At 37.2% G+C, this 21,670-nt stretch carries 18 protein-coding genes; 2 read left to right on the plus strand and 16 right to left on the minus strand.

Going from position 1 to position 21,670, the window contains the following annotated elements:
• The 10 genes from HMPREF9073_RS04375 to HMPREF9073_RS04420 form a co-directional block, all read right to left on the minus strand.
• Positions 1-1,549, minus strand: a 1,549-nt coding sequence (locus HMPREF9073_RS04375; protein WP_157453489.1) for a hypothetical protein, incomplete at its 3' end; no start/stop codon positions are given.
• A gap of 127 nt (positions 1,550-1,676) precedes the next feature.
• Positions 1,677-2,669, minus strand: a complete 993-nt coding sequence (locus HMPREF9073_RS04380) for an OmpA family protein (RefSeq protein WP_009412801.1) — start codon at positions 2,667-2,669, stop codon at positions 1,677-1,679.
• A 136-nt stretch (positions 2,670-2,805) separates the two neighbouring features.
• Complete coding sequence (locus tag HMPREF9073_RS04385; RefSeq protein WP_009412802.1) at positions 2,806-3,420, minus strand: outer membrane beta-barrel protein; 615 nt, start codon at positions 3,418-3,420, stop codon at positions 2,806-2,808.
• A gap of 153 nt (positions 3,421-3,573) precedes the next feature.
• Positions 3,574-5,052 (minus strand): proline--tRNA ligase, encoded by a 1,479-nt coding sequence (gene proS, locus HMPREF9073_RS04390; RefSeq protein ID WP_009412803.1) that lies wholly within the window; start codon positions 5,050-5,052, stop codon positions 3,574-3,576.
• Between the two features lie 17 nt (positions 5,053-5,069).
• Positions 5,070-6,710, minus strand: a complete 1,641-nt coding sequence (locus HMPREF9073_RS04395) for a S41 family peptidase (protein WP_009412804.1) — start codon at positions 6,708-6,710, stop codon at positions 5,070-5,072.
• A 9-nt stretch (positions 6,711-6,719) separates the two neighbouring features.
• A complete protein-coding gene (locus HMPREF9073_RS04400; protein WP_009412805.1) occupies positions 6,720-8,729 on the minus strand; it encodes a thiol:disulfide interchange protein in 2,010 nt (669 codons plus the stop codon).
• A gap of 439 nt (positions 8,730-9,168) precedes the next feature.
• Positions 9,169-10,380 carry an RsmB/NOP family class I SAM-dependent RNA methyltransferase gene (locus tag HMPREF9073_RS04405; RefSeq protein WP_009412806.1) on the minus strand — a complete coding sequence of 404 codons (1,212 nt, stop codon included), beginning with the start codon at positions 10,378-10,380 and terminating at the stop codon, positions 9,169-9,171.
• A 105-nt stretch (positions 10,381-10,485) separates the two neighbouring features.
• Positions 10,486-12,102: an OmpP1/FadL family transporter gene (locus tag HMPREF9073_RS04410; RefSeq protein WP_034555380.1), complete on the minus strand. Its 1,617-nt coding sequence runs from the start codon at positions 12,100-12,102 to the stop codon at positions 10,486-10,488.
• Positions 12,103-12,118: 16 nt separating this feature from the next.
• Entirely contained in the window at positions 12,119-13,168 is a 1,050-nt protein-coding gene (locus HMPREF9073_RS04415; RefSeq protein WP_009412808.1) for a hypothetical protein, read from the minus strand.
• 82 nt (positions 13,169-13,250) lie between these two features.
• Entirely contained in the window at positions 13,251-13,556 is a 306-nt protein-coding gene (locus tag HMPREF9073_RS04420) for a DUF4286 family protein (protein ID WP_034555368.1), read from the minus strand.
• Positions 13,557-13,630: 74 nt separating this feature from the next.
• Between HMPREF9073_RS04420 and HMPREF9073_RS04425 the strand changes: the two genes are divergently transcribed.
• Both HMPREF9073_RS04425 and HMPREF9073_RS04430 read left to right on the plus strand, forming a co-directional pair.
• The gene (locus tag HMPREF9073_RS04425) at positions 13,631-13,888 is read left to right on the plus strand and encodes a hypothetical protein (protein ID WP_009412810.1); all 258 of its coding nucleotides are present in this window, start codon (positions 13,631-13,633) and stop codon (positions 13,886-13,888) included.
• A 63-nt stretch (positions 13,889-13,951) separates the two neighbouring features.
• Positions 13,952-14,926 carry a lytic transglycosylase domain-containing protein gene (locus HMPREF9073_RS04430; RefSeq protein WP_009412811.1) on the plus strand — a complete coding sequence of 325 codons (975 nt, stop codon included), beginning with the start codon at positions 13,952-13,954 and terminating at the stop codon, positions 14,924-14,926.
• A gap of 10 nt (positions 14,927-14,936) precedes the next feature.
• Here HMPREF9073_RS04430 and murI read toward each other — a convergent pair whose 3' ends face one another.
• From murI to HMPREF9073_RS04460, 6 genes are all read right to left on the minus strand, one after another.
• Entirely contained in the window at positions 14,937-15,752 is an 816-nt protein-coding gene (gene murI, locus HMPREF9073_RS04435) for a glutamate racemase (protein WP_009412812.1), read from the minus strand.
• Between the two features lie 110 nt (positions 15,753-15,862).
• On the minus strand, positions 15,863-16,396 hold the full coding sequence (locus HMPREF9073_RS04440; protein WP_009412813.1) for an OmpH family outer membrane protein: 534 nt from the start codon (positions 16,394-16,396) through the stop codon (positions 15,863-15,865).
• Positions 16,397-16,431: 35 nt separating this feature from the next.
• Entirely contained in the window at positions 16,432-17,481 is a 1,050-nt protein-coding gene (locus HMPREF9073_RS04445; protein ID WP_009412814.1) for an OmpH family outer membrane protein, read from the minus strand.
• Between the two features lie 20 nt (positions 17,482-17,501).
• Positions 17,502-20,033: an outer membrane protein assembly factor gene (locus HMPREF9073_RS04450; RefSeq protein ID WP_034555382.1), complete on the minus strand. Its 2,532-nt coding sequence runs from the start codon at positions 20,031-20,033 to the stop codon at positions 17,502-17,504.
• Between the two features lie 4 nt (positions 20,034-20,037).
• Positions 20,038-20,760, minus strand: coding sequence for an isoprenyl transferase (locus HMPREF9073_RS04455; protein ID WP_034555371.1), 723 nt, complete (start codon positions 20,758-20,760; stop codon positions 20,038-20,040).
• Between the two features lie 10 nt (positions 20,761-20,770).
• Positions 20,771-21,469: a DUF6089 family protein gene (locus HMPREF9073_RS04460; RefSeq protein ID WP_009412817.1), complete on the minus strand. Its 699-nt coding sequence runs from the start codon at positions 21,467-21,469 to the stop codon at positions 20,771-20,773.
• Positions 21,470-21,670: the final 201 nt, after the last annotated feature.

A 21,670-nucleotide genomic window follows, 5' to 3' on the forward strand; every position in this document is an offset into this window, starting at 1 on the left:
AATTATAAGGAGCTACTTTGGCACAAAGACTGTAAGTTAACGTATAAATACCTGCAGAAGTATTTGCCGGTAGGACAACTTCACCCGTAGAAGTAGCAATGTAAGGCACTTTCGCTGATGCAGTGGTGGTGCTGATAGTAACACTCGTTGTGGTTATCGATTGAGTGTTGTAACTATCGTTGGTGAGGATATTACCTAAGACGGTGGTGTGAGTCGTTGTGGTATGAGTGAAAGTATCGTTGACGACAGTTAGTTGTATAGGGTGCAATAAGGGGTCGTCTATAGGAATGATTACTTCTTTTTTGATTGAGGTATAGAGGAGTGCAGCCTCGCAAGCTCCATTACCACTTTCTTCTGTGGTGTAATACACCATTTTTGAGGTAGGTACAAATGATAGTTTTTCATTGGTTTGCAACTTTAAGGTATAATCAAAAGAATCGTTTTTCTTCTTTCCTTGTGGTAACAAAAAAGTATGTTCTACCACCCCTTCTGGTAACTGAAATACTTTTTTCACACCTCCTAATGAAAATATAGGAGTAATACCTTTAGGTAATTGCACTTTTAAATACGATTTTTCACCCGTTTGGAATGTTTTATCTTTTGTATTTATTATAGCCTTGCCTTTATATAGTACTTCATCAGTTATTTTTCCTGTTATTTTTCCTTTTTGGTAGGACAATTTGTTTAATACTGTATAGTTAGAAACTATCTTTTTAGTTATTTCACTAACTTGAAAGAAACCTTCAGTTGAGAAATCACTTCCCCAATAAACTTGATATTGTATAGGGGTTGGTGAAAAACAATTATCAATCTCATATTCTTGAGCAAGAGAGAGTTCAGCATCCTCTTCTTTTTTCAATAGTTTTACATTTATTTTGTACAAATACAATCCTTTTTTAGCAAATTCTTTGGGGACTGCTGTTTCAGGAGTGAGCAGGTGGTAGTTAAGTCCTTTTTTGTAATAAAGAGCTTTGTTTTTTATGTTATCGGGATATTGTATAGACAGGTAAAACTCCTTTATATAACCCTCACCTAAATTTTTCACAGTCAATCCTCTTCTATTTTCTCCTTTGGAGCCTACCTCTATAGGATCTATTGCTGTGGTTAATTTTGGGAATTTGAGCTGGTAAAATTCTGAGGTTTGTTTTTCTACTGTTTTACCTCCAAGTATAGCTTCTACTACATCACTATAATTTACATTGGCTTTTACTTGTTTATTAAAATTTCTATGAATTAAAATTTTCACAACACTTTCGGGGGCAGCTGTAATTATAAAAATAGGTTGATTAGCTGTAGAAGTTGTTGTTTTTTCTATCTTGACAGAAGTTTTTTCTTGTTGAGGTATTTCTATTTTTGAATAGCTTATCCCTTCGGGAAAAGAAACTTTTAAGCCCACTGAGGTCTCTCCTTTAGGTATTTTTACTTCAACCACTAAAGGAGTGGCAAACTTTGACATAGCAATATGAATAGATGTATTAACAGTGAGTTTATTGATAATATTCTGGCTATGAACAGTGCTTATTAAAAAGAAAAGCAGTAGAGTGTTCATAAATATTTGCATTTTCCTACACATTTTCTCGTATCATTTAATAAATACGGTGCAAATATAGGAATTTTTCATTAACAAAACAACAAAAAACATTAAATATTTTTTATCAATATTTAACAAGTATTTTTTAATCAACGATAAACTCTACACGTTTATTAGCCTGATGTTCTTCTTCGGTACAAGGTACCCCTTTTTCACAACCATTTACCAACTGGGTAGCCCCATAACCTTTGGCGGTGATACGATGGGAAGCAATCCCTTGTTTGATAAGCCATTGTTCAATAGATTTGGCTTGTGTTTCAGTGAGTTCTCTGTTGTATTTATCGTTTCCTCTACTATCAGTATGTACTTTTACAATGATATTTAAGGACGGGTTTTCTTCTAAAAAAGCGACTATTTTAGCCAATTGTACAGCGGCATCTTTACGGATATTAGTATGACCAAAATCGAAGTGAATATTATCAATATTGAATATATTTGCGAGATTATCACCTTTGTTCACCTCAAAAACATTAGGGAACAAGGTATATACTTTTTGTTGAGCTGTAGTTAAAACAATAGGCTGACTCATCAGTTCGTAGTTAGGTTTTTGTATTTCGATATAGGCTTCTTGGAAGTTAGGATATATTTTATTAACAGAAAAGACGAAAAATCCATTTATATCGGTAGTATCGGTGAGAGTTTCGCCATCAGCATTTATCAAGAGGATTTGTGCCCCCTCTACTACAGTTCCTTTCTCGGCATCAGTAACTAATCCCATTAAATCATTTGGGGTAGTATTGGGGTGTTTAGTAAAAAGCAATTGCATTTTATCATCAAAGATATTCATTTGCTTTTTAGCTTCGCTATTTTTATTAGTTTTTTGCAACAATACAGCATAGCGATAATGCTCTATAGGTTCTAATTGATAACCTATCCCCCTCATCAATTTTTGGTAGTATTTAAGTGCTTGCGCCTCGTTATGAGTACTGTAGTAGTAGTTCGCTAAACGCGTAACTACTTCTTGAGTTTCATAACCACGCTCTACTACTTTTTGATATAGTTGAGCGGGAATCACTTGAACTTGGGCTGTAGCCAAAGTAATATTGACCAATAACAGCCATAATAGTTTTGCTTTCATATTATTATATCTTTTTTTCCGACTACAAATATACAAAAAATAAATGAAAGTTGTATCTATAAAAGTAAAAAACACCTCTAAAAGTATTAATTTAGAGGTGTTTTTTGAAAAATTTATTAAGGTAAGCCTTATACTTTTAGAAAAGTATATAAGTTAAACCAAATGCTGCGTGGCTTCCAAAGAAGTTGTTAAACTCATTGATGTTTACATTAAATTGATTAGAAGCTTCACTATTCTCAGGTTTTTCAGATCTGAATGATACCACATCAGCTAAAACAAAGTTGATAGCAAGTTTAGGCGTTACGAAATAATTAACACCTGCTCCTACTCCAATACCAAAGTTTGTGAATTTGCTTTTGGGATCACCACTTGCTCCCTGTCTTCTAGGGAAGGTTAAAGACGCAGCTCCTTCACCATATACTTTGAAACGTTTTCCTAATTCAAGGAAGTAGTAACGTCCAAAAACATCAAAACCAAAAGAGGTGTTCTTACTTGTTTGGCTTCCATTACTTTTTTGTTTTTCACTTGTGATGATTAGTCCTGCTCCCAAAGCAAATTTATCAGATAGGAAGAACCCTGCTTGTGGAGTAAATGTAAGTGTATTACTTTTTGTTGATCCTACAGAGGTAGAATGAATCTTAAAGTTACCTTCTAAAAAAAGGTTACCTTTTTTAAAGCCAAAATCGCCGTCCTGAGCTGAAGCAATGCCAAAAGCAAATACGGCCACTAATGATAAAATGATTTTTTTCATCGTATAAATGTTTTTAGTTAAAATTTATAAGGCAAAGATAAATCTTATTTTTATATCTACCAAATAAAATGTAAAAAATTTTACACCTTTTTTATAAAATGTTTGAGATACAACATTTTAGAATTACACAATAATTATTTTTTTTTACATTTTTTAATAGGCTTTAGCAAATAGTACACGTTTAGCAGAGGGTTTACCAGAGTAAATACACACACCTGCTTCTTCTTTGGCATCCAATGGAATACAACGTATTGTCGCTTTAGTTTCCTCTTTGATACGTTCTTCGGTTTCGGGGGTACCATCCCAGTGAGCTGAGAGGAAGCCGCCTTTGGTTTCAAGCAATTCCTTGAACTCATCATAGCTATTAACCTCAGTAATATGAGTGTTGCGATACTCCAATGCTTTGCTATAGATATTAGCTTGTATATCCTCTAATAGTTGCTGGATATGTGCTACAATTTGATCACCTGTTACTGTTTCTTTGGTAAGGGTATCGCGGCGGGCTACTTCAAAAGTATTATTTTCTATATCGCGTTGCCCTACAGCTAAGCGCACGGGTACCCCTTTAAGTTCGTACTCGTGGAATTTAAATCCTGGTGATTGAGTATCACGATCATCGAATTTTACGCTAATACCATGTCTTTTAAGTTCTTCTACCAAAGGTTGAATGTGTGTACGCACTTTCTCTAATTGTTCTTCACCTTTATAGATAGGCACAATCACCACTTGTATAGGGGCTAATTTAGGAGGCAATACTAAGCCATTATCGTCGCTATGAGTCATAATCAAAGCACCCATTAGGCGGGTTGAGACCCCCCAAGAGGTCGCCCATACGTATTCTTGTTTACCTTCTTTGGTAGCATATTTCACTTCAAAGGCTTTGGCAAAATTCTGACCTAAGAAGTGTGAGGTTCCTGCTTGTAAGGCTTTACCATCTTGCATCATTGCCTCTATACAAAATGTTTCATCAGCACCTGCAAAACGCTCACTTTCAGTTTTTAGCCCTTTTATCACAGGCACTGCCATAAAGTTCTCTACGAAAGTAGCATAGACATTCATCATTTTTTCAGCTTCTTCAAGAGCTTCGGCTTTGGTAGCGTGAGCGGTGTGTCCCTCCTGCCATAGAAACTCAGCAGTGCGCAAAAACAAGCGGGTGCGCATCTCCCAGCGCACTACATTTGCCCATTGGTTGATGAGTATTGGCAAATCACGGTAAGACTGAATCCAGTTTTTATAAGTACTCCAGATAATTGCCTCGGAAGTAGGGCGTACAATTAGTTCTTCTTCTAATTTAGCTTCGGGGTCTACTATCAATTTACCTTTTTCATTAGGGTCGGTTTTGAGACGATAGTGGGTTACTACCGCACATTCTTTAGCAAACCCTTCAGCATTTTCTTCTTCAGCTTCAAAATAACTTTTGGGAACAAATAGCGGAAAATAGGCATTGGTATGCCCCGTTTCTTTGAACATACGGTCGAGTTCTGCTTGCATTTTTTCCCAAATAGCATAGCCATAAGGTTTGATTACCATACAGCCACGCACGCCTGAACTTTCGGCTAAATCGGCTTTTACAACCAATTCGTTATACCATTTAGAATAGTCTTCACTACGTGATGTTAAATTCTTGCTCATATATTTTTTAAACTCTTTTATAGATTAGCAGTTCTTCTTCTTGTTTTTGATTTGTGAGGAGTAACGTTAGTATGCTTTGTTTTGTAGTAATACAAACATTTTTCTATGTAAAAATCATTTTGATTGCGAATGAGCCCCGCTACATTATCGTTGAACCAAATTTCGGCTAAACTCGCTTTGAGATATTTGGAAATATCGGCTATATTTCTATTAAAATCTATTTGGATACGCCTATTTTTCAAGAAAGCGGCAAAGGCTTTTAGCATTTCTTTTGATATTTTATAATCGGTGATGAAATACGCTTTAGAGGGTCGTCTGTTTTGTGATGGGTGTTTATCTAAATACTCAAACAGAAAGAAATTGGTAAGCCCCGAATTGAGTACCTCGTTCACCATATAAGTTTCGGGTTTCATATCTATAGGGACATACACATCGGGGTAAATTCCTCCACCTCCATATACCACTTTCCCTTTAGGAGTGATAAACTTCAATGAATCGGGGATAGAAGCTTCATCTATTTCAAAACTTCGGCGCTGGTGGCGCAAGTTATAAGGTTTTTGGATAGAACGCCCTGTAGGGGTGTAGTAACGGGCAGTGGTGAGACGTACTGCTGAACCATCGGGTAAGGGCATTTCGCTTTGTACCAATCCTTTACCAAAAGTTCTGCGCCCTACAATCACTCCCCTATCGTTATCTTGCAAAGCTCCCGCTACAATCTCACTGGCAGACGCACTATTTTCGTTTACTAAGACGAATAGAGGTTTATTTTCAAAAAGACCGCCATCGGTGGCATAAGTTTCTTCAATTTCTTTGCGATTGTTTTTAGTAAATACAATCATCTTGTTTTTATGCAGAAACTCATCGGCAATTTGTATACCTACATTGAGAAAGCCTCCAGAATTGTTTCGCAAGTCTAAAATCAAACTGTTAATACCTTCTTTTTCTAAGGCTTTCAAAGCAGATGTAAATTCATCGGTAGTGGTTTCGGCAAAGCGATTCATACGAATATAGCCCAATGTATCATTCACCTTGTAGAAGCAATCTATACTCCTAATAGGGATAAACTTACGCTCTATAGACAATTTGAAAATACTATCACTGCTTTTGCGGTAGATTGTCAAATCGACTTTAGATTCCATTTCACCTTTGAGGATATTTTTGATTTTATCGGTGTTTAAATGTTTTTTAAACAGCGTATCACGTCCAGCCATCAAGATACGGTCGCCAAAGCGGATACCTTTGTGCATTGCATCGCTCCCCTCAACAGGTTTGATTACAGCAATTGTATCATTATACATATAGAAGCTAATGCCTACGCCAACGAACTTACCACTCATTGTTTCGGCTACCTCTTGAATATCGTTTTTAGAGATATAGGTAGAATGAGGGTCTAACTTGCGCAAAATGCTATTAATCGTAAGATCTACGATACTATCGGTATTTACCTTATCCACATAATCTTCCTCAATATAGTCTATAAGTTTACCGAGTTTTACCTTATAAGGATTTTCGGGTACCGTATCTATATCGGTGATAGGCATAGGCACGGGAGGAGGCGGTTTGGGAATATAGAAGTTCGCTAACTGACGACCTAATATAAGCCCCAATGCCAAACTTAAACCTATAAGAATTGGGAGTATGTAGAGTTTGTTTTTCATTGAATGATATTATTTGCCAAAGGCACTTATTCCGCTGTGTAGCCAAGAGCTAAACTTTTCTACGTCGGGGGTATAACCTACGGGGGGTACTAAGTTTTGTTCGTCGTGCCCCATTAACACGTATAGGGGTTGTGAGTTAGAATGGTAACGCAAGGCTTGGAACTCACTCCATTTTTGCCCTATTGTTTTTATCATTTTACCTTCTCGTATTTTAGAAGGTTTTACTTCATTTTCGGGCAGTTCGTTTTTGTCATCAACTAATAGTGAGATGAGTACTACCTTATTTTTCAAGATGTTCAGTACTTCAGGTTTGCCCCATACATTATCTTCCATCTTACGGCAGTTCACACACGACTTACCTGTAAAATCTAATAACACAGGTTTCCCTACTTGTTTGGCATATTCCAATCCTTGCTGGTAATCATTAAAGGTTACAATGTCATAAGGTTGGAATAAGTGAGCACCTTGTGGCAATTCTTCAGAAGAGGTAACTGTTGTAGCAGTATTGCCTTTGTGCCCTACACCGTAAGGAGATTCGCTGTAATATTGTGGAGGTGGAAACCCGCTGATAATACTTAAAGGGGCGCCCCATAAACCAGGAATAAGATATACAGTAAAGGATAAACTTACCAACCCCAATAATAGTCTTCCTACTGAAATACGGTCGGTAGCATCGTCGTGAGGCAAGCGTATTTTTCCAAAAAGGTAGAGCGATAAAGCTCCGAAAATGGCAATCCATATAGCGATAAACACCTCACGTTCTAACCAATGTAAATCCCAAACCAAATCGGCTATGGAGAGGAATTTGAATGCTAACGCCAATTCTAAAAAACCTAATACTACTTTTACAGTATTCATCCAACCACCTGATTTAGGCAAGGAGTGCAACCAACCAGGGAAGGCTGCGAACAAGGCAAAAGGTAAAGCAATAGCCAATGAAAAACCAAACATTCCCATAATAGGAGCTATACCCCCTTGTGAAGCTGCTTGTACTAATAACGAACCTACAATAGGGCCTGTACACGAGAAAGATACTATGGCTAACGCCAACGCCATAAAGAAAATTCCGATAAAACCACTGCGGTCGGCTTGGGCATCAATCTTAGTACTCCACGAGCTGGGCAAGGTGATTTCGAACGCACCTAAAAACGAAATGGCAAATACTACCAATATCAAGAAAAAGATAAGATTAAACAAGGAGTTACTCGCTAAAGCGTTTAGCACATCTGCCCCAAAGATAGCTGTTACTACCGAACCTAATAATACATAAATCACAATGATAGAGATTCCATAGATTACAGCATTTTTGATTCCTTTAGCTTTGGTTTTGCTCTGTTTGGTAAAATAGCTCACTGTCATAGGTATCATAGGGAAGACACAAGGAGTGAGCAAGGCAGCAAAGCCCGAAAGAAAAGATATAAAGAATATTGTCCACAGACCTTGACGTGAGATAGGGGTAGTAGCAGGAACTTTTGGTGTTGTTTGGCTTACAGTAGTTGCAGGAACTGTATTATTGGCATCGGTGTTATTACCAAAAGTAAACTGAGGGGTTGCCCCTTGATTAGCAGTAGCTGTTCCTGAAAGGAAAAATTCTAAATCCACAGTATCGGGAGGCAGACAGTTGCTATCGTTACAACTCATAAACTCAACTTCAGCTTTGATAGAAGTAAGTTCGCCTAACAGTTTGATGCGTTGTTTGAAAACTGCTTGTTTATAGAAATAAGCAATTTCCATATCGAACACCTTATCGTGTTTTACTATGGGTTTAGACTCTTCTGTTTTTCCTACTAACTCAAAAGTAGGCGTTTGGGTATATTTAAAGGAGGTAGGTACAGGTCCGTTAGGCGGGATGTTTTGTCCGTAGAGTTTCCAACCTGCCTCAATGGAAGCTGTTGCTACCAAATAATATTCGTTATCGTTGATTTTTTCAACCGCTGTTTTCCATTTTACAGGGTTGTGTATTTGAGCATTTGCTATAGTTGCAAAAGCAATAAGCAGTAATGTAATGAGTTTTTTCATTCAGTCGTTTTATTTAAGAGTGCAAAATTACAACAAAATAATGATATAGGCAATAACAAGCTTTTATAAAGTCTTAAAGCCTCTAAGTTACTTACTTAGTAATTGCTAACAATCCCAATTTACAAAAGTAATTAACGTGAGTTCAATATAATTAATCACTTAACAATCAGCAAAATATTTTTAATCTCCCACGAATTTCAGCGAATTTACACGAATTTGGGACTGTATAAAACTCTTCGCTTTATATTATCTCACGAATTTTCACCTTACGGTGAATTATTTTGTGAATATATTGTGATACTTTAAAAGTAATTGATTATCAAGGCAATCAACTTTGCCAAAGGTCGTAGCACGACGAGCAATTAAAACTTTGGCAAAGTGTAGCGACGCAAAAGGTTTATAATAGTAGGGCTAATTGCCATTAGCCCCTACAACATACCTAAAAAGCGAGCCTTGCCATATAGAAGCCATCGTAACCTGATTGATGTGCAAATATCACTTCTTCAGCCTCTAAACGAAAATCTTTTCCGGCTTCCGAAGCTAAGAATTTTTCTACTTGTTGGTGGTTTTCACTCGGCAATATAGAACAAGTTGCATAGACGAGTTTGCCTCCTTTCTTGAGTAATTTACTATACTGTTGCAAGATTTCTTGTTGGGTAGTGCGTATCTCGTCTAAAAACTCAGGGCGCAATTTCCATTTGGCATCGGGGTTGCGGCGCAATACTCCCAAACCACTACAAGGGGCATCGATAAGCACACGGTCGGCAGTGCTTTGCAAGCGCTTGAGTTGTTTAGGATCTATCAGTTTGGGTTCTATGTTGAAAGCCCCATTACGGCGTGCTCGGCGTTTGAGTTCTTGCAACTTCTGCTCATAGATATCCATTGCAATCACCTGACCTTTATTTTGCAATAGGTTGGCTATATGGAGCGTTTTGCCTCCTGCCCCAGCACAAGTATCGATTACACGCTTCACGTTGCTATCTATCATCATAAAAGGAGCAACTTTTTGAGAGGAAGCATCTTGCACTTCAAAGAGACCATCGGCAAAGGCTTGAGTTTTAAAGATATTGCCGCGTTCTACTAATTGCAACGCATTAGGATAGTCACGCAAGGGATAAGTAGCTACTCCTTCTTGTTGTAAAAACTGTTGCAAGCGTTCTAAAGAAGTTTTAAGGGTATTGACACGCAACACTACAGGTGCTAAACTATTGAGAGCGTGGAGTTCGTTATTCCAAAGGGTTTCGCCTAACTCTTGTACTCCCAAGGTATCTAACCAATCGGGGACTGATTCGCGGAGTTTTCTCACCTTAGAAAGCTCATCAAACTTGCCTTTGATACGGCGGGCAGGGGTATCCTCAAAGTAATTTCCCCAATCGGGCAAAGTAATACTCTTTAGGGTTGCCCACACGGCAAACATACGGCGCAGATTATGCACTGTAAAGGGTTCGTGTACTTCGGCAATTTCGGCATAGAGGCGTTTCCAACGCACAATGTCATAAATAGTTTCGGCGATGAAAGCTCTATCGCGAGCGCCCCAACGTTTATCTTTTTTGAGTTGTTTTTCAACTACTTTATCGGCATATTGCCCTTCATTGAAGATAAAGGTAAGCCCCTCTATCACGGCATCAACTAAGTTTCTGTGTAATTTCATTATACTAAAAATGAGACGGCAATTTTTTATTACCGTCTCTTTTTTGAAGGGTGAATTACAATTCGCCCCTACAATATGATACAAAAGTAATTCTAATTTATTTAATTAAAAGAGCTGTGCAGTAAAGGTAAACAAGAAGTTACCATAAGTAGATTTGATTTGAGCATTATCAGTAAGTACACGATCGTACATTTGGTATAGGTTAGTTTGTTTAGCAATATCATAAGAGGCATCTAAACGAATACCACCTAAAGTAACTCCTGCTCCAAACGAATAACCTGTAAGGTCACCTACAGTAGCTATAGCTTTGCGATATGGACTTTGCTCGTAACGATAACCTGCCCGAAGGCTTACATAGTTAGTAGTTGCTGGATTATCTTTGAGCAGTTGGAAAGGAATACGGAACTCTCCTCCTATGCGCAAAGTAGAAGTGTCACCTAAATCATTATTGAAAGCTGTGTTATAGCCTTTCATATTATTACTTGTGTATTTCAGGTTTTCATAAGCTTTATAAGTATAATCTACACTCAGGATAGCTCTTTTCATTATAGTATAAGCAATACTTCCCGTCCAAGCGCTGGGGGTGCGGAATTTATATTCTCGTTCGTACCAAATTTCATCACCATAGCGATTTATAAGGTCTATATCGGTATCCATTTCCTTCCCAGTATTTGTATTGAGTACTGTTGCTTTCAATTCTTGGTGAGATTCTTCTTTCATTGTATACCACGTAGGTGATTGGTAACTAACTCCTAAACGCAAATTTTCAGTAGCTTTTATAATTGTTCCTAATTGTAATGAAAAGCCCTCTCCTTTTGTATTGATATATTGTTGATGATTTGCATAGCGCAAAAATGGATTAGCTGCTTGAAAATCATTATCTCTTAAACTATAAAAAGCTTTTTCATTGATATTGTGAAAATTCAAGTTTAACCCTAAGTTAATAAAATCACCCAACTGTGAGGCAAAGTTGAAATTATACTTATTAGCATAACCAGAACGCTCTACTTCATAGAGCTGTAATCGTTCTAAAGCATCGCCATTTGCGTGATAGGCAGTTTCAGTAGCAGCTCCAGAGTTAGGAGATATCACCTGACTTAAAATTCCTAAATAAGCCATTTGAGCTGCATAACCTTGTCGTTTACCTAATGTAGCGAAGAATTCTCCTATATCTCTTTGATTATTTGCTGTAACGCGGTCGGGACCACCAGAAAAAGTGCCTAAAGGAAAAGGATTTCCGTTGTTGCCATTTGTAGCATAATCAAAAAAGTAGTTATCTATTCCTCGACGATTATAGGCTGAATAAGAGAATTTATCATTATCTAACACTTTTGTTTGTAGATAATTAAATCCGAAGCTTATTTTTTTCCAAGTTTCTGAAACATTAGGTAGTACAAGCACTATTCCAAAATGATTTAGATTAAAATCATTTTTTGTTTGTTTACTACTTCTATCAAGAAAAGTAATATTTCTCTTGTGATTATTATTAGTTAAAGAAAATGAAATTTCTGATCCACTAAAAATAGCACTCCCAGCAGGATTGACATTAATAGCTGAAAAATCACCTCCTAATGCTCCAAAAGCACCACTCATAGCTTTAAAACGAGCTGTTCCTGTAAGATCTTCTGTTCCATAACGAAAGATATCGGTATATTCTTGTGCTTTTACATTAGCTACTAACAAAGAAGCTCCTAAAAATAATATGTAATTAATTCTTTTCATCTGTTTAATAGTATTTTTATCGACGGTTAGAACTTCTGTATCCTTCATTAGAAGAAGAGCCACTACTATAATTACCTCCTCCACTACTGTAATTACCACTTCCCGAGTTACCATAGTTAGAACTTCTAGCAGAATTCATTCCTGAGTTCATAGAGTCGTAATTTCTTCTGTTTTCATAACCTGTAGGAGGTGTATTGTATTGTTGTTGATTTTGGTAAGAGGGTCTTCCGCTATAATTATTATTGTTATTGTAGTAACCTTGACTTTGTGAGCGATTATAAGAGCCTCTACCTTCTTCATAACGATTAGCATTACTTCTGTAATTGTCATCTCTTATAATAGCGCGCCCTCTACCACTATATTCTCTTCCATAAGAGCCTCCTGGTTCATAATAGTAATCTCTTGGACGGTAATAGTAATCATAATATCCTCTGTAATAGGGATAATAACCGTAAGGATAACCATAATAAGGATAATAGCCATAACTATACCCATAATAAGGATAATAACCATAATAAGGGTAGTAGCCATAGTAAGGATAGTAGCCACCATAGTAGTAGTAATTATCCCAATAAGGATCATAATAGTTACCCCAGCCCCAGCCTAAGGATATACTCCAACCAGAACGATAAGGACGATAGTATGGATAATTATAATATCCATAGTAAGGATTTGTCCAACTGTGATTGTAGACATTTACATTCACTTGTGAAGGGTTAGAACCCCAACCGCCATAAGAAGAAGTTCCTGAAGCATAGGCATTAGAACGGTAGCTATTTACATCGGTAAAATGGGTAAAACTGCTATCGACAGCAGGATTTTCATACTGTTTGGCTTTATCTCTAAAATAGCTATTATAACCATTGTCGGCATAGCGATTTTCGGGTGGATAATCATAACGTTGAGGAGGCATTTCTCTCTCTACATAAAGTGGCCTTTCGGGCACGGGGTCGTTATAAATGCCATCGGCATAGTAGTAGCCGACGCAAGAAGTGAATGTGAATGAAACTACGATTGCCAAGACAAGTTGTTTCACTACACTTGTAAGTTTTGCATTCTTTTTCATAGTCATTTTTATTTTAGTTAATAGAGATGTGTTAATAGTTTATAGTCACAAATCAATTTTTATGCCAAATTCTTTTCACTTTTTAGTATTCAGTTTTCACTTCTTTGAGTTGAGTTCCCCAAAAAAGAACTTTCTCTCCAAAAGTTTCGGCAGCTTGTTGTAAAAGTTGAGGGATAGTATCTTCAATAAAATGCATTAACTGAGCCGGAGATGAGGTTTCGCAATGTACTGCATAATGTTTTTCGGGAGCGTCTAACAGTTTAAATACTCGTACTTTTTCTATAGTTCCTGAGGTTTTTACTATTGGTAAATAAACGGATTGCAGCCAGTCTTGCCAAGATAAAAACACCTCATCATTCACTACCATCGTTAAATTGTATACATACATAACTGATTTATTTTTTGCAAAGATAAGAATTAATTTGTAACTTTGCCGGCAAATCACCAATAAATTAAAAACGTATGGCAAGCATTCGCATTTTAAAAAAAGAGATCAACTATGTGTTGGGAGATATCATTGACGCTGTGTATTTCACTGGCAAGATGGGCACTGAAGAAGGTAAAGCTCTTGTAGGAGAAATACTAAATGATTTTGACTCACTTATTGATAAAGTAGCTGATAAATCAGTAGAAAACAGAGGAACTCATCTCAAACAAGTAAGAAGAGAGTTTGAAGAAAAAGCAGCTATCTTGATTGGAAAACTCAACGCCTTAGCGTAATTTCACTTTGCTAAAGTCGTAATCTGCCTTTAGCAAAGTTTTAATTTAAAAAAGAAAACAATAATGAAAAAAACTTTACAATACATTCTTATCAGTGGTGGTGTAGTACTGCTTTCAGGGTTCTTAGTAAACGCTATGTCGGTTAAGAAAGAAGACCAGAATATTTTTGAGCAAGCTGAAGCTGAACTAACTGAAAATCCTCTTGCTGTTGAAGATGCTGCTCACCACAAAGATGATTTTTTTGACAATTATAGAGTTTACGCTATTGACTTACCTGAAAAGTTAGATTTTGCAGGTGAAAAAGTGCCTATGGATGACCCTGATGTATATGAACGATTAGACCGAGAATTTCTCGTGAATGTTTATTGGCAGTCCAACAGTTTATTGTTATTCAAGCGCGCTAACAAATATTTCCCCATTATAGAGCCTATACTCAAACGCAACAATATTCCCGATGATTTTAAATACTTAGCTGTTATAGAAAGCGGGCTCACCAATGCTGTATCGCCCTCAGGAGCTAGTGGTTTTTGGCAGTTTATGAAAGCTGCTGCCCAAGAGTACAGTTTAGAAGTAAGCGATCAAGTAGATGAACGTTACCACTTAGAAAAAGCGACACAAGCAGCTTGTGATTACCTGAATAAAGCTAAACGTAGTACGGGTTCGTGGACAATGGCGGCAGCTGCCTACAACGCTGGTGTAGCAGGAATGAATAAACAGACTACTTTTCAGCAAACAAACAACTACTACGATTTGTACTTAAACAGTGAGACTTCGCGCTATGTATTCCGTATTTTGGCAGTTAAGGAAATAATGAAACACCCCAAAAAGTATGGATTCATTTTTGATAAAAAACACTTATACAACGAATTTCCTACTTATAATGTAATGGTAGATAGCACCATAGAAAATCTTACTGATTTTGCTAAAAGCCAAAACGTAACTTACAAAGAGTTAAAAAATTACAATCCTTGGCTACGTGATAGAAAACTTGACAACAAAGATGGCAAAACCTATTACATCAGGATTCCTAAAAAATAGGAATTAAGAGTTAGAAATTAGAAATTTGTAAGTTTTCTAATCCCTTTTCTTTGGGGGCAAATTGTTGTAATACTTCTGTATTACCATTGGCAAGCCAAAGGTGTTGTGGTATTGCTGTTGTATCTTCGTTGAGCAAATGGTGTTGCAACAGTATATTTCTCGTTTGTTTAGCAACAGCATAGCCCGAATCTATAACTTTGATATGAGCTGGAATGAGTTGTTGTATCTGTGGTAACAAATAGGGATAATGGGTACAGCCCAATACTAAATAATCAATTCCTAAGGCGACCATTGGCAAAAGGTGGCGGCGCAACAATTGAGTCATTTCGGGGCTTTCTATACGTCCTGCTTCTATAAGGTCTACCAGCCCCTCGCCTACTTGTTCTATAATTTCGACTTGTTCTTCTTGTTTTAGATGCTCGCTTGTTTTGGCAAAAAGATCGCTCGCAAGAGTGCTACGGGTAGCTAAAACCCCTATTTTTTTTGTTACACTCTGTAAACTTGCTGGTTTGATAGCAGGTTCGATACCAATAAAAGGCACATCCTTATACTTATTTCTCAAATATGAAATTGCATTAGTAGTACCAGTATTACAAGCTACTACTATAATTTTAGCTTTTTGAGCCAACAAAAATTGAGTATTGGCATCACAGAGTGCTATGATTTCTTCCTTAGTTTTTTCTCCATAAGGAGCATTCTTATTATCAGCTAAAAAGAGAGTACTTTCATTAGGCATTAGGGCATTAACTTCCTTCCAAATAGTAGTTCCTCCTACCCCTGAATCAAACAAACCTATAGGAGCAGTACGAAATGTAATCTCATTCATTTTTCTATTATTATTTTATATCTATGATAGTGCAAAAATAGAAAAAAGTGTTCAGATAGGGAACACTTTTTTCTGTAAAATAAAACCATTTGTAATATGTAATTCTTCAATTAGAAGCCTAATTTCTTTTTCACACTGCTGTAGAGGTCTTCACCAGTAGCAACAATCACGCTTGAACCAGCACTTGAATCTAACACATATTGCAAGCCTTTTTCTTTAGCGATATTTTCGATAGCAGTTTTTACTTTTTTAAGCAATGGTTCTACGAGTTCTTGTTGTTTTTTTTGCAAGCTTTCAGCAGCTGTTTGTTGAGTTTTACGGATATTTTCTTCCATTGTTTTTATTTCCTCAGATTTTTTAAGGAACTCAGCCTCTCTTGCTTTTCTTTGAGCTTCGGAGAGAGCAGCATACTCATTGTCGTATTTTTGAGCTTTAGCTTGCAATTCTTTGATAGCAGCTTGAATGTCGTTCATATAGCCTTGCTCTAATTTTTTTAACTGAGCTTCAACTGACTTTCTTTCAGGCATTTCTTCCAAGAGTTTTTGCACATTTATATGGGCAACTTTCACTTGTGCAGTGAGCATTGTAGTAGCTCCGAAAAATAGAGCCAATGCAATCATCAATGTTCTAATGTTTCTCATCATCTTGTTTGTAATATTAGTTATTTTAAAATTTTTACTTAATTTGTAGTGCGCGTTTGAGTTCGCACTTCTTGTTGTTTTTGCAAGCGTTCTGCTTGTTCTTTTTCGCGTTGTGCTTTTAGTGCTTCACGCTCTTGTTGCATTTTCTGTACACGCTCAGCTTGTTCTTTTTCACGTTGTGCTTTTAGTGTTTCACGCTCTTGTTGCATTTTCTGTACGCGTTCTGCTTGTTCTTTTTCGCGTTGTGCTTTTAGTGCTTCACGCTCTTGTTGCATTTTCTGTACACGTTCTGCTTGTTCTTTTTCGCGTTGAGTTTTTAAAGCTTCACGCTCTTGTTGTGCTTTTTGTTGGCGTTCCGCTTGTTCTTTAGCGCGTTGTGTTCTAAAGGCTTCGCGTTGTTGTTTCATTTCCTCTGTTTTGCGCAAACGCTCTTGTTCATACTGTACGCGGCGTTCTTCACGTGCTTTTTCGGCTTCTTTGCGTTTTTTCACACGTTCTTCCACAAACTCAAAATCATAACTTTCTTTCAAGAGTTCTGCCATATCCTTATTACGGTCGGCAGCATTATCTTTTTTCTTCAAGGCACGGAGTACTACTTTGCTAAGATTGTGTTGTTCATTAGAGAACAACATAGTCGCATCGCTTTTTTCAAATATAAAGTCGTACTTACGCATTTTTCCTATTTCTTGGACTATATTGAACACTTGGTCTTGAATAGGTTTGGCGAGCAAGAACTTTTGATTGATATACTCTCCATCTTTAGCATCAAATTTCTGTTGTTTATAGGCATTGAGATTATATTCCATCAAAGCGATTTCCTCTTCCTTATCTTTTATCAATTCGGGGGTGAGCAAAGCTTTTTCAGCTTCTAACTTATCTTTTTCAGCTTGTATTTTAGTTTGTCGTTTTTCTATTTCTGCCTGCCATTGTTCTACTTGCAATGCAAACTGTTGGTTTGCAACCTTGTAGTCTTCCAAATTAGCCAAAATATAGTCCATATCCACATAGCCTATACGTGAAGGCTTCTGTGCGAATGAAAGTGTTATTGTTGCCAATAGCACTACAAAAAGAACTGGTAACTTTTTCATAGAAAATATCGTGCCAAAAATTAGAATTGTTGTCCAAAAATGAAATGGGTTTGCCAACCACTGCGGTTTGTACTATTGACCGGATTATCAAAACCATAGCCAAAATCAATACCTAACATACCAAATTGAGGCATAAAGAGTCTCAATCCTAAACCAGCAGAACGCTTGAGTTGGAAAGGATTAAAGTTTGAGAGTCCATCGTGTACATTACCACCTTCGGCGAAAGCTAACCCATAGATAGAAGCCATAGGTTTTAGGGTGATAGGATAACGCAACTCTAATGAGAATTTATTGAATACAGTTTCACCACTATCAGAGGAGAGAGCATAATTCTCATAACCGCGCATTTGTATGTTCTCACGACCATCCATAGAATAATAACCTAAGCCGTCGCCTCCCATAAAGAAGCGTTCAAAAGGTACTATACCGCGATTGTTGTTATAAGCACCGAGATAACCAAAATCGGCACCAAATTTCAATACAAACTTACTATACAAATTAGTGTACCAAGCTGAAGTGAATTTGAGTTTATAGAATTCCAACCAACGGAAACGTTGTTGGTCTATAGAGGCTATCTTATCACTATCGTTGTTAGCTATAGCTTGTGTACGTTCGTCTAACAATTTAGCATAATCCACTCCATTGAACAGAGAGTAAGGAGGAGTAACCTTTGCACTGATGTTGAAACTACTTCCCGTCATAGGGTAGATAGGGTTAGGGCCACTAGAGTTACGCGATAGAGCAATAGTGTAAGCAAATGAGTTAGACGAACCATCTTTGAAAGTAAAGAGTCCTAAATTAGGATAGTCTTTCAAGTCGTAGTGTTTATAGGTGAGAGTGTGAGCTATTTGGAAATAGTCGTCGGGGACTCTAAGTCGTTTTGCCAAACCGACGTTAAACTCGGTGATGTATACGCGGCGGCTTTTATCGACATCATAACTTCTGTAACTATAGCCAAATTGTTCAGTACGGCTAAAGGATACTGAGAACTGCACTGGCTGTTTACCTCCCATCCAAGGTTCGGTAAAAGAGAATCCATAAGTGCGATAGTATCTACTCACTTGTAAGCTGAGTGATAAGCTTTGACCATCACCCATAGGTACAGGTCGGTAAGCTTTTCTATTAAATATATTTTTGATAGAGAAGTTGTTGAATGACAGAGCTACTGTTCCGATGAAAGAGCCTCCCCCATAACCACCTTGTAATTGTACTTGACTTGAACCTGTTTCGGTGAGGTTATACTCGATATCTACTGTTCCTGCATTAGGATCGGCGTTTTTAAATTCGGGGTTGATATTTTGTGCATCGAAAAGTTGCAACTGTCCTAACTCACGTACGGTACGCACAACAGCATCCTTACTATATAAGTAACCAGGGCGGGTACGCAATTCACGATAAATCACATAGTCGTTAGTTTTTTCGTTACCTTTTACGGTTATCTTATTGAAATAAGCAGGTTTTCCTTCTACGATACGAATTTCAAAATTGATAGTATCGTTGATCACTGAGGTTTCTACGGGGTGTACTTGAGAGAAAAGATAACCACTATTTTGGTATAAGTTGGTAATATCTTCGGCATCGGGTTTGGTATTGTCCTGCACACGTTTTTTAAGTAAGACTCCATTATACACATCGCCTTTTTTGATTCCTAAAATTTGGTTAAGTACACGGTCGTTGTAAACGGAGTTTCCAAGAAATCGGATGTCACCAAAATAGTAACGTTTTCCTTCTTCCACAGCAATATTTAAACTCACATTACCATCTTTTTCTTTAATAAGAGAATCACTTACTACACGGGCATCTCGGTATCCTTTTTCTTTATAGAAATCGATAAGATTCACGAGGTCTTCATCGTAATTCTTTTCAACATATTTAGAGCGTTTCCAGAAACGACCGAACTGTATTTGTTTAGTTTTTTTGAGTTTTTTGCGCAACTTAGCAGAAGTGAATTGCTGGTTGCCTTCGAAAACGATTTTGTCTATTTTTACTTTGTTACCTTTATCGATATGTATAAGCATATCGACTCCGTTTGCATCGGTAGTATCTATTTTAGTATCAATAGTTACTTTAGTATTTAGGTAACCGTCTTTTCGGTATTTATTGGTGATATAGTTTCGGGTATTTGCAATCAAACTCTCATTTACTTTCACACCTTTTTTAATATCGGCATCTTTGAGGAGAGTTTCACCTTTTTTCTGACTAACACCAGATATTTTCACATCGACGAGAGAAGGAGTTTCTCTAATAGCTAATTCCAAAAATACAGTATCACCTTCTACCTTTTTAATATAGATATTGATATCGCTAAACAACTTATAGCTCCATAGTTTATGGATAATAGCGCTAAATTTTTCACTGGGAATTTCGATTACATCGCCCACTTTCAAGCCAGAAGTTGTGAGGATAGTTTGTTCGTTATAACGTTTAGCACCAGTAACTTCGATGCCACCTATGGTATATTTTTTTCCTTGTCCTAATGATATTCTTTCTTCTTGTGCATTCACAAGGCTTACCAAAGCCAAAAAGGCGAGTAATATAATTTTTTTCAGCATAGTTTTACGTAAGTTGTTCGCTTGTTTTTCCAAATCGTCTTTCTCTATTTTGATAATTAAGGAGCGCTTCCTCTAAGTGTTTTTTAGTAAAGTCTGGCCATAAAACCTCAGCAAAATAGAGTTCGGCGTAGGCTATTTGCCATAACAAAAAGTTACTAATGCGGTATTCACCACTGGTACGGATGAGCAAATCTACATCGGGTAGATTATTGGTATACAAATGTTGTTGTATAGTTTGCTCAGTGATTTCATTGGAGGTTAGGGTACCATTTTTCACCTCAGTGGCAATCTGTTTAACAGCGGTGAGCAATTCCTCTCGTGCCCCATAGCTAAGGGCTAAGGTAAGGGTAACCCCCGTGTTGTTTTTTAGTTTATCAATAGTAGCGAGCAATGTTTCACGGGCTTTGGGTGGGAAGCGGTCTAAATTGCCTATTGTATTCAATTTTACATTGTTTTTCAGTAGGTTATCCATCTCTTTTTTTAAGAACTTCACTAATAGTTCCATTAAGGCTTTTACTTCTAAAGCGGGGCGGTTCCAATTTTCAGTAGAGAAAGCGTATAAGGTAAGATAAGGGATTTGATGTTCAACACAATATTCCACTACTTGCCTTACTGTTTGTACACCTTTTTCGTGACCGAAAGCTCTGAGCAAACCTTGTTTTTTTGCCCAGCGCCCATTGCCATCCATTATAATAGCCAAGTGTTTCGGGTATTTGGTTATTTCCATTGGATTTTTACTAATTTCTACAATAACAAGGCCATTCTCCAAAAGTATAGGTAAGAGTGAGTCCTGAAAGGGTATACCAATCATAACTTCTACCTATATTGCCAAAAACAAAGGGGCGGTTTTTAGGAGCTGTACCATCTAAGTTGTTGGTAAGGGTAAAGTGGAACATCACCTCACCTGCCAAGACCAATCGGTTTGTAATTTTAGCTTTTACGCCAAAAGCTACAGGTACGGCAAAATCAAAATCTCGTCGAGAGGTATCAATAGCGTCTGTAGGTTTAGGGTAAGCAGGATCAAAATACAAATCGTCGTGCCAAAATCCTGTAATTCCTCCAAAGATATAGGGGGTAATGGGGCGATCGAGCAGGTTTTTGATTTTGTAGCTAAAGAAATGCCATTCGACACCAGCAGTCATATCGGTAACATCGGTACGGAAGGCAAACTGACGATTGCGTTTCCCTGGGATATCTGATTGAGCATCATTACCACTGATAACTGTTTTAGTAATCTGCACACGAGCAGACATACGTTCGTGGAAGTTCCATTTGAACAATCCTCCGAAAGCAAATTCATTAGGGTAGACGTAGTGAGTGCGACCAATATCAGCAATAGGGTTACTTCCTCCTAAGAAGACCCCTAACTCATATCGCTGTGCTGAGGCGAGTTGCGCCACCAATACTATAAATACGATGTATAACTTTTTGTACATATATACTATTCTATGCAAGGCGCAAATATAGGTGTTTTATGCGACATAACACTCATCATTTGTTATTTTTTTGTTTTATTTAACATTTATAACTCTTTAAAAAATATAGTTATACAACTGATTGTTAAATACATACAAACAAAAACTACTCCTTTACAAAAAAATCGCACTACAAGAGTTTGCTACCAAGATTGTGCCAAA

Source organism: Capnocytophaga sp. oral taxon 326 str. F0382, assembly GCF_000318295.1.
In the GTDB taxonomy this organism is placed as follows: domain Bacteria; phylum Bacteroidota; class Bacteroidia; order Flavobacteriales; family Flavobacteriaceae; genus Capnocytophaga; species Capnocytophaga periodontitidis.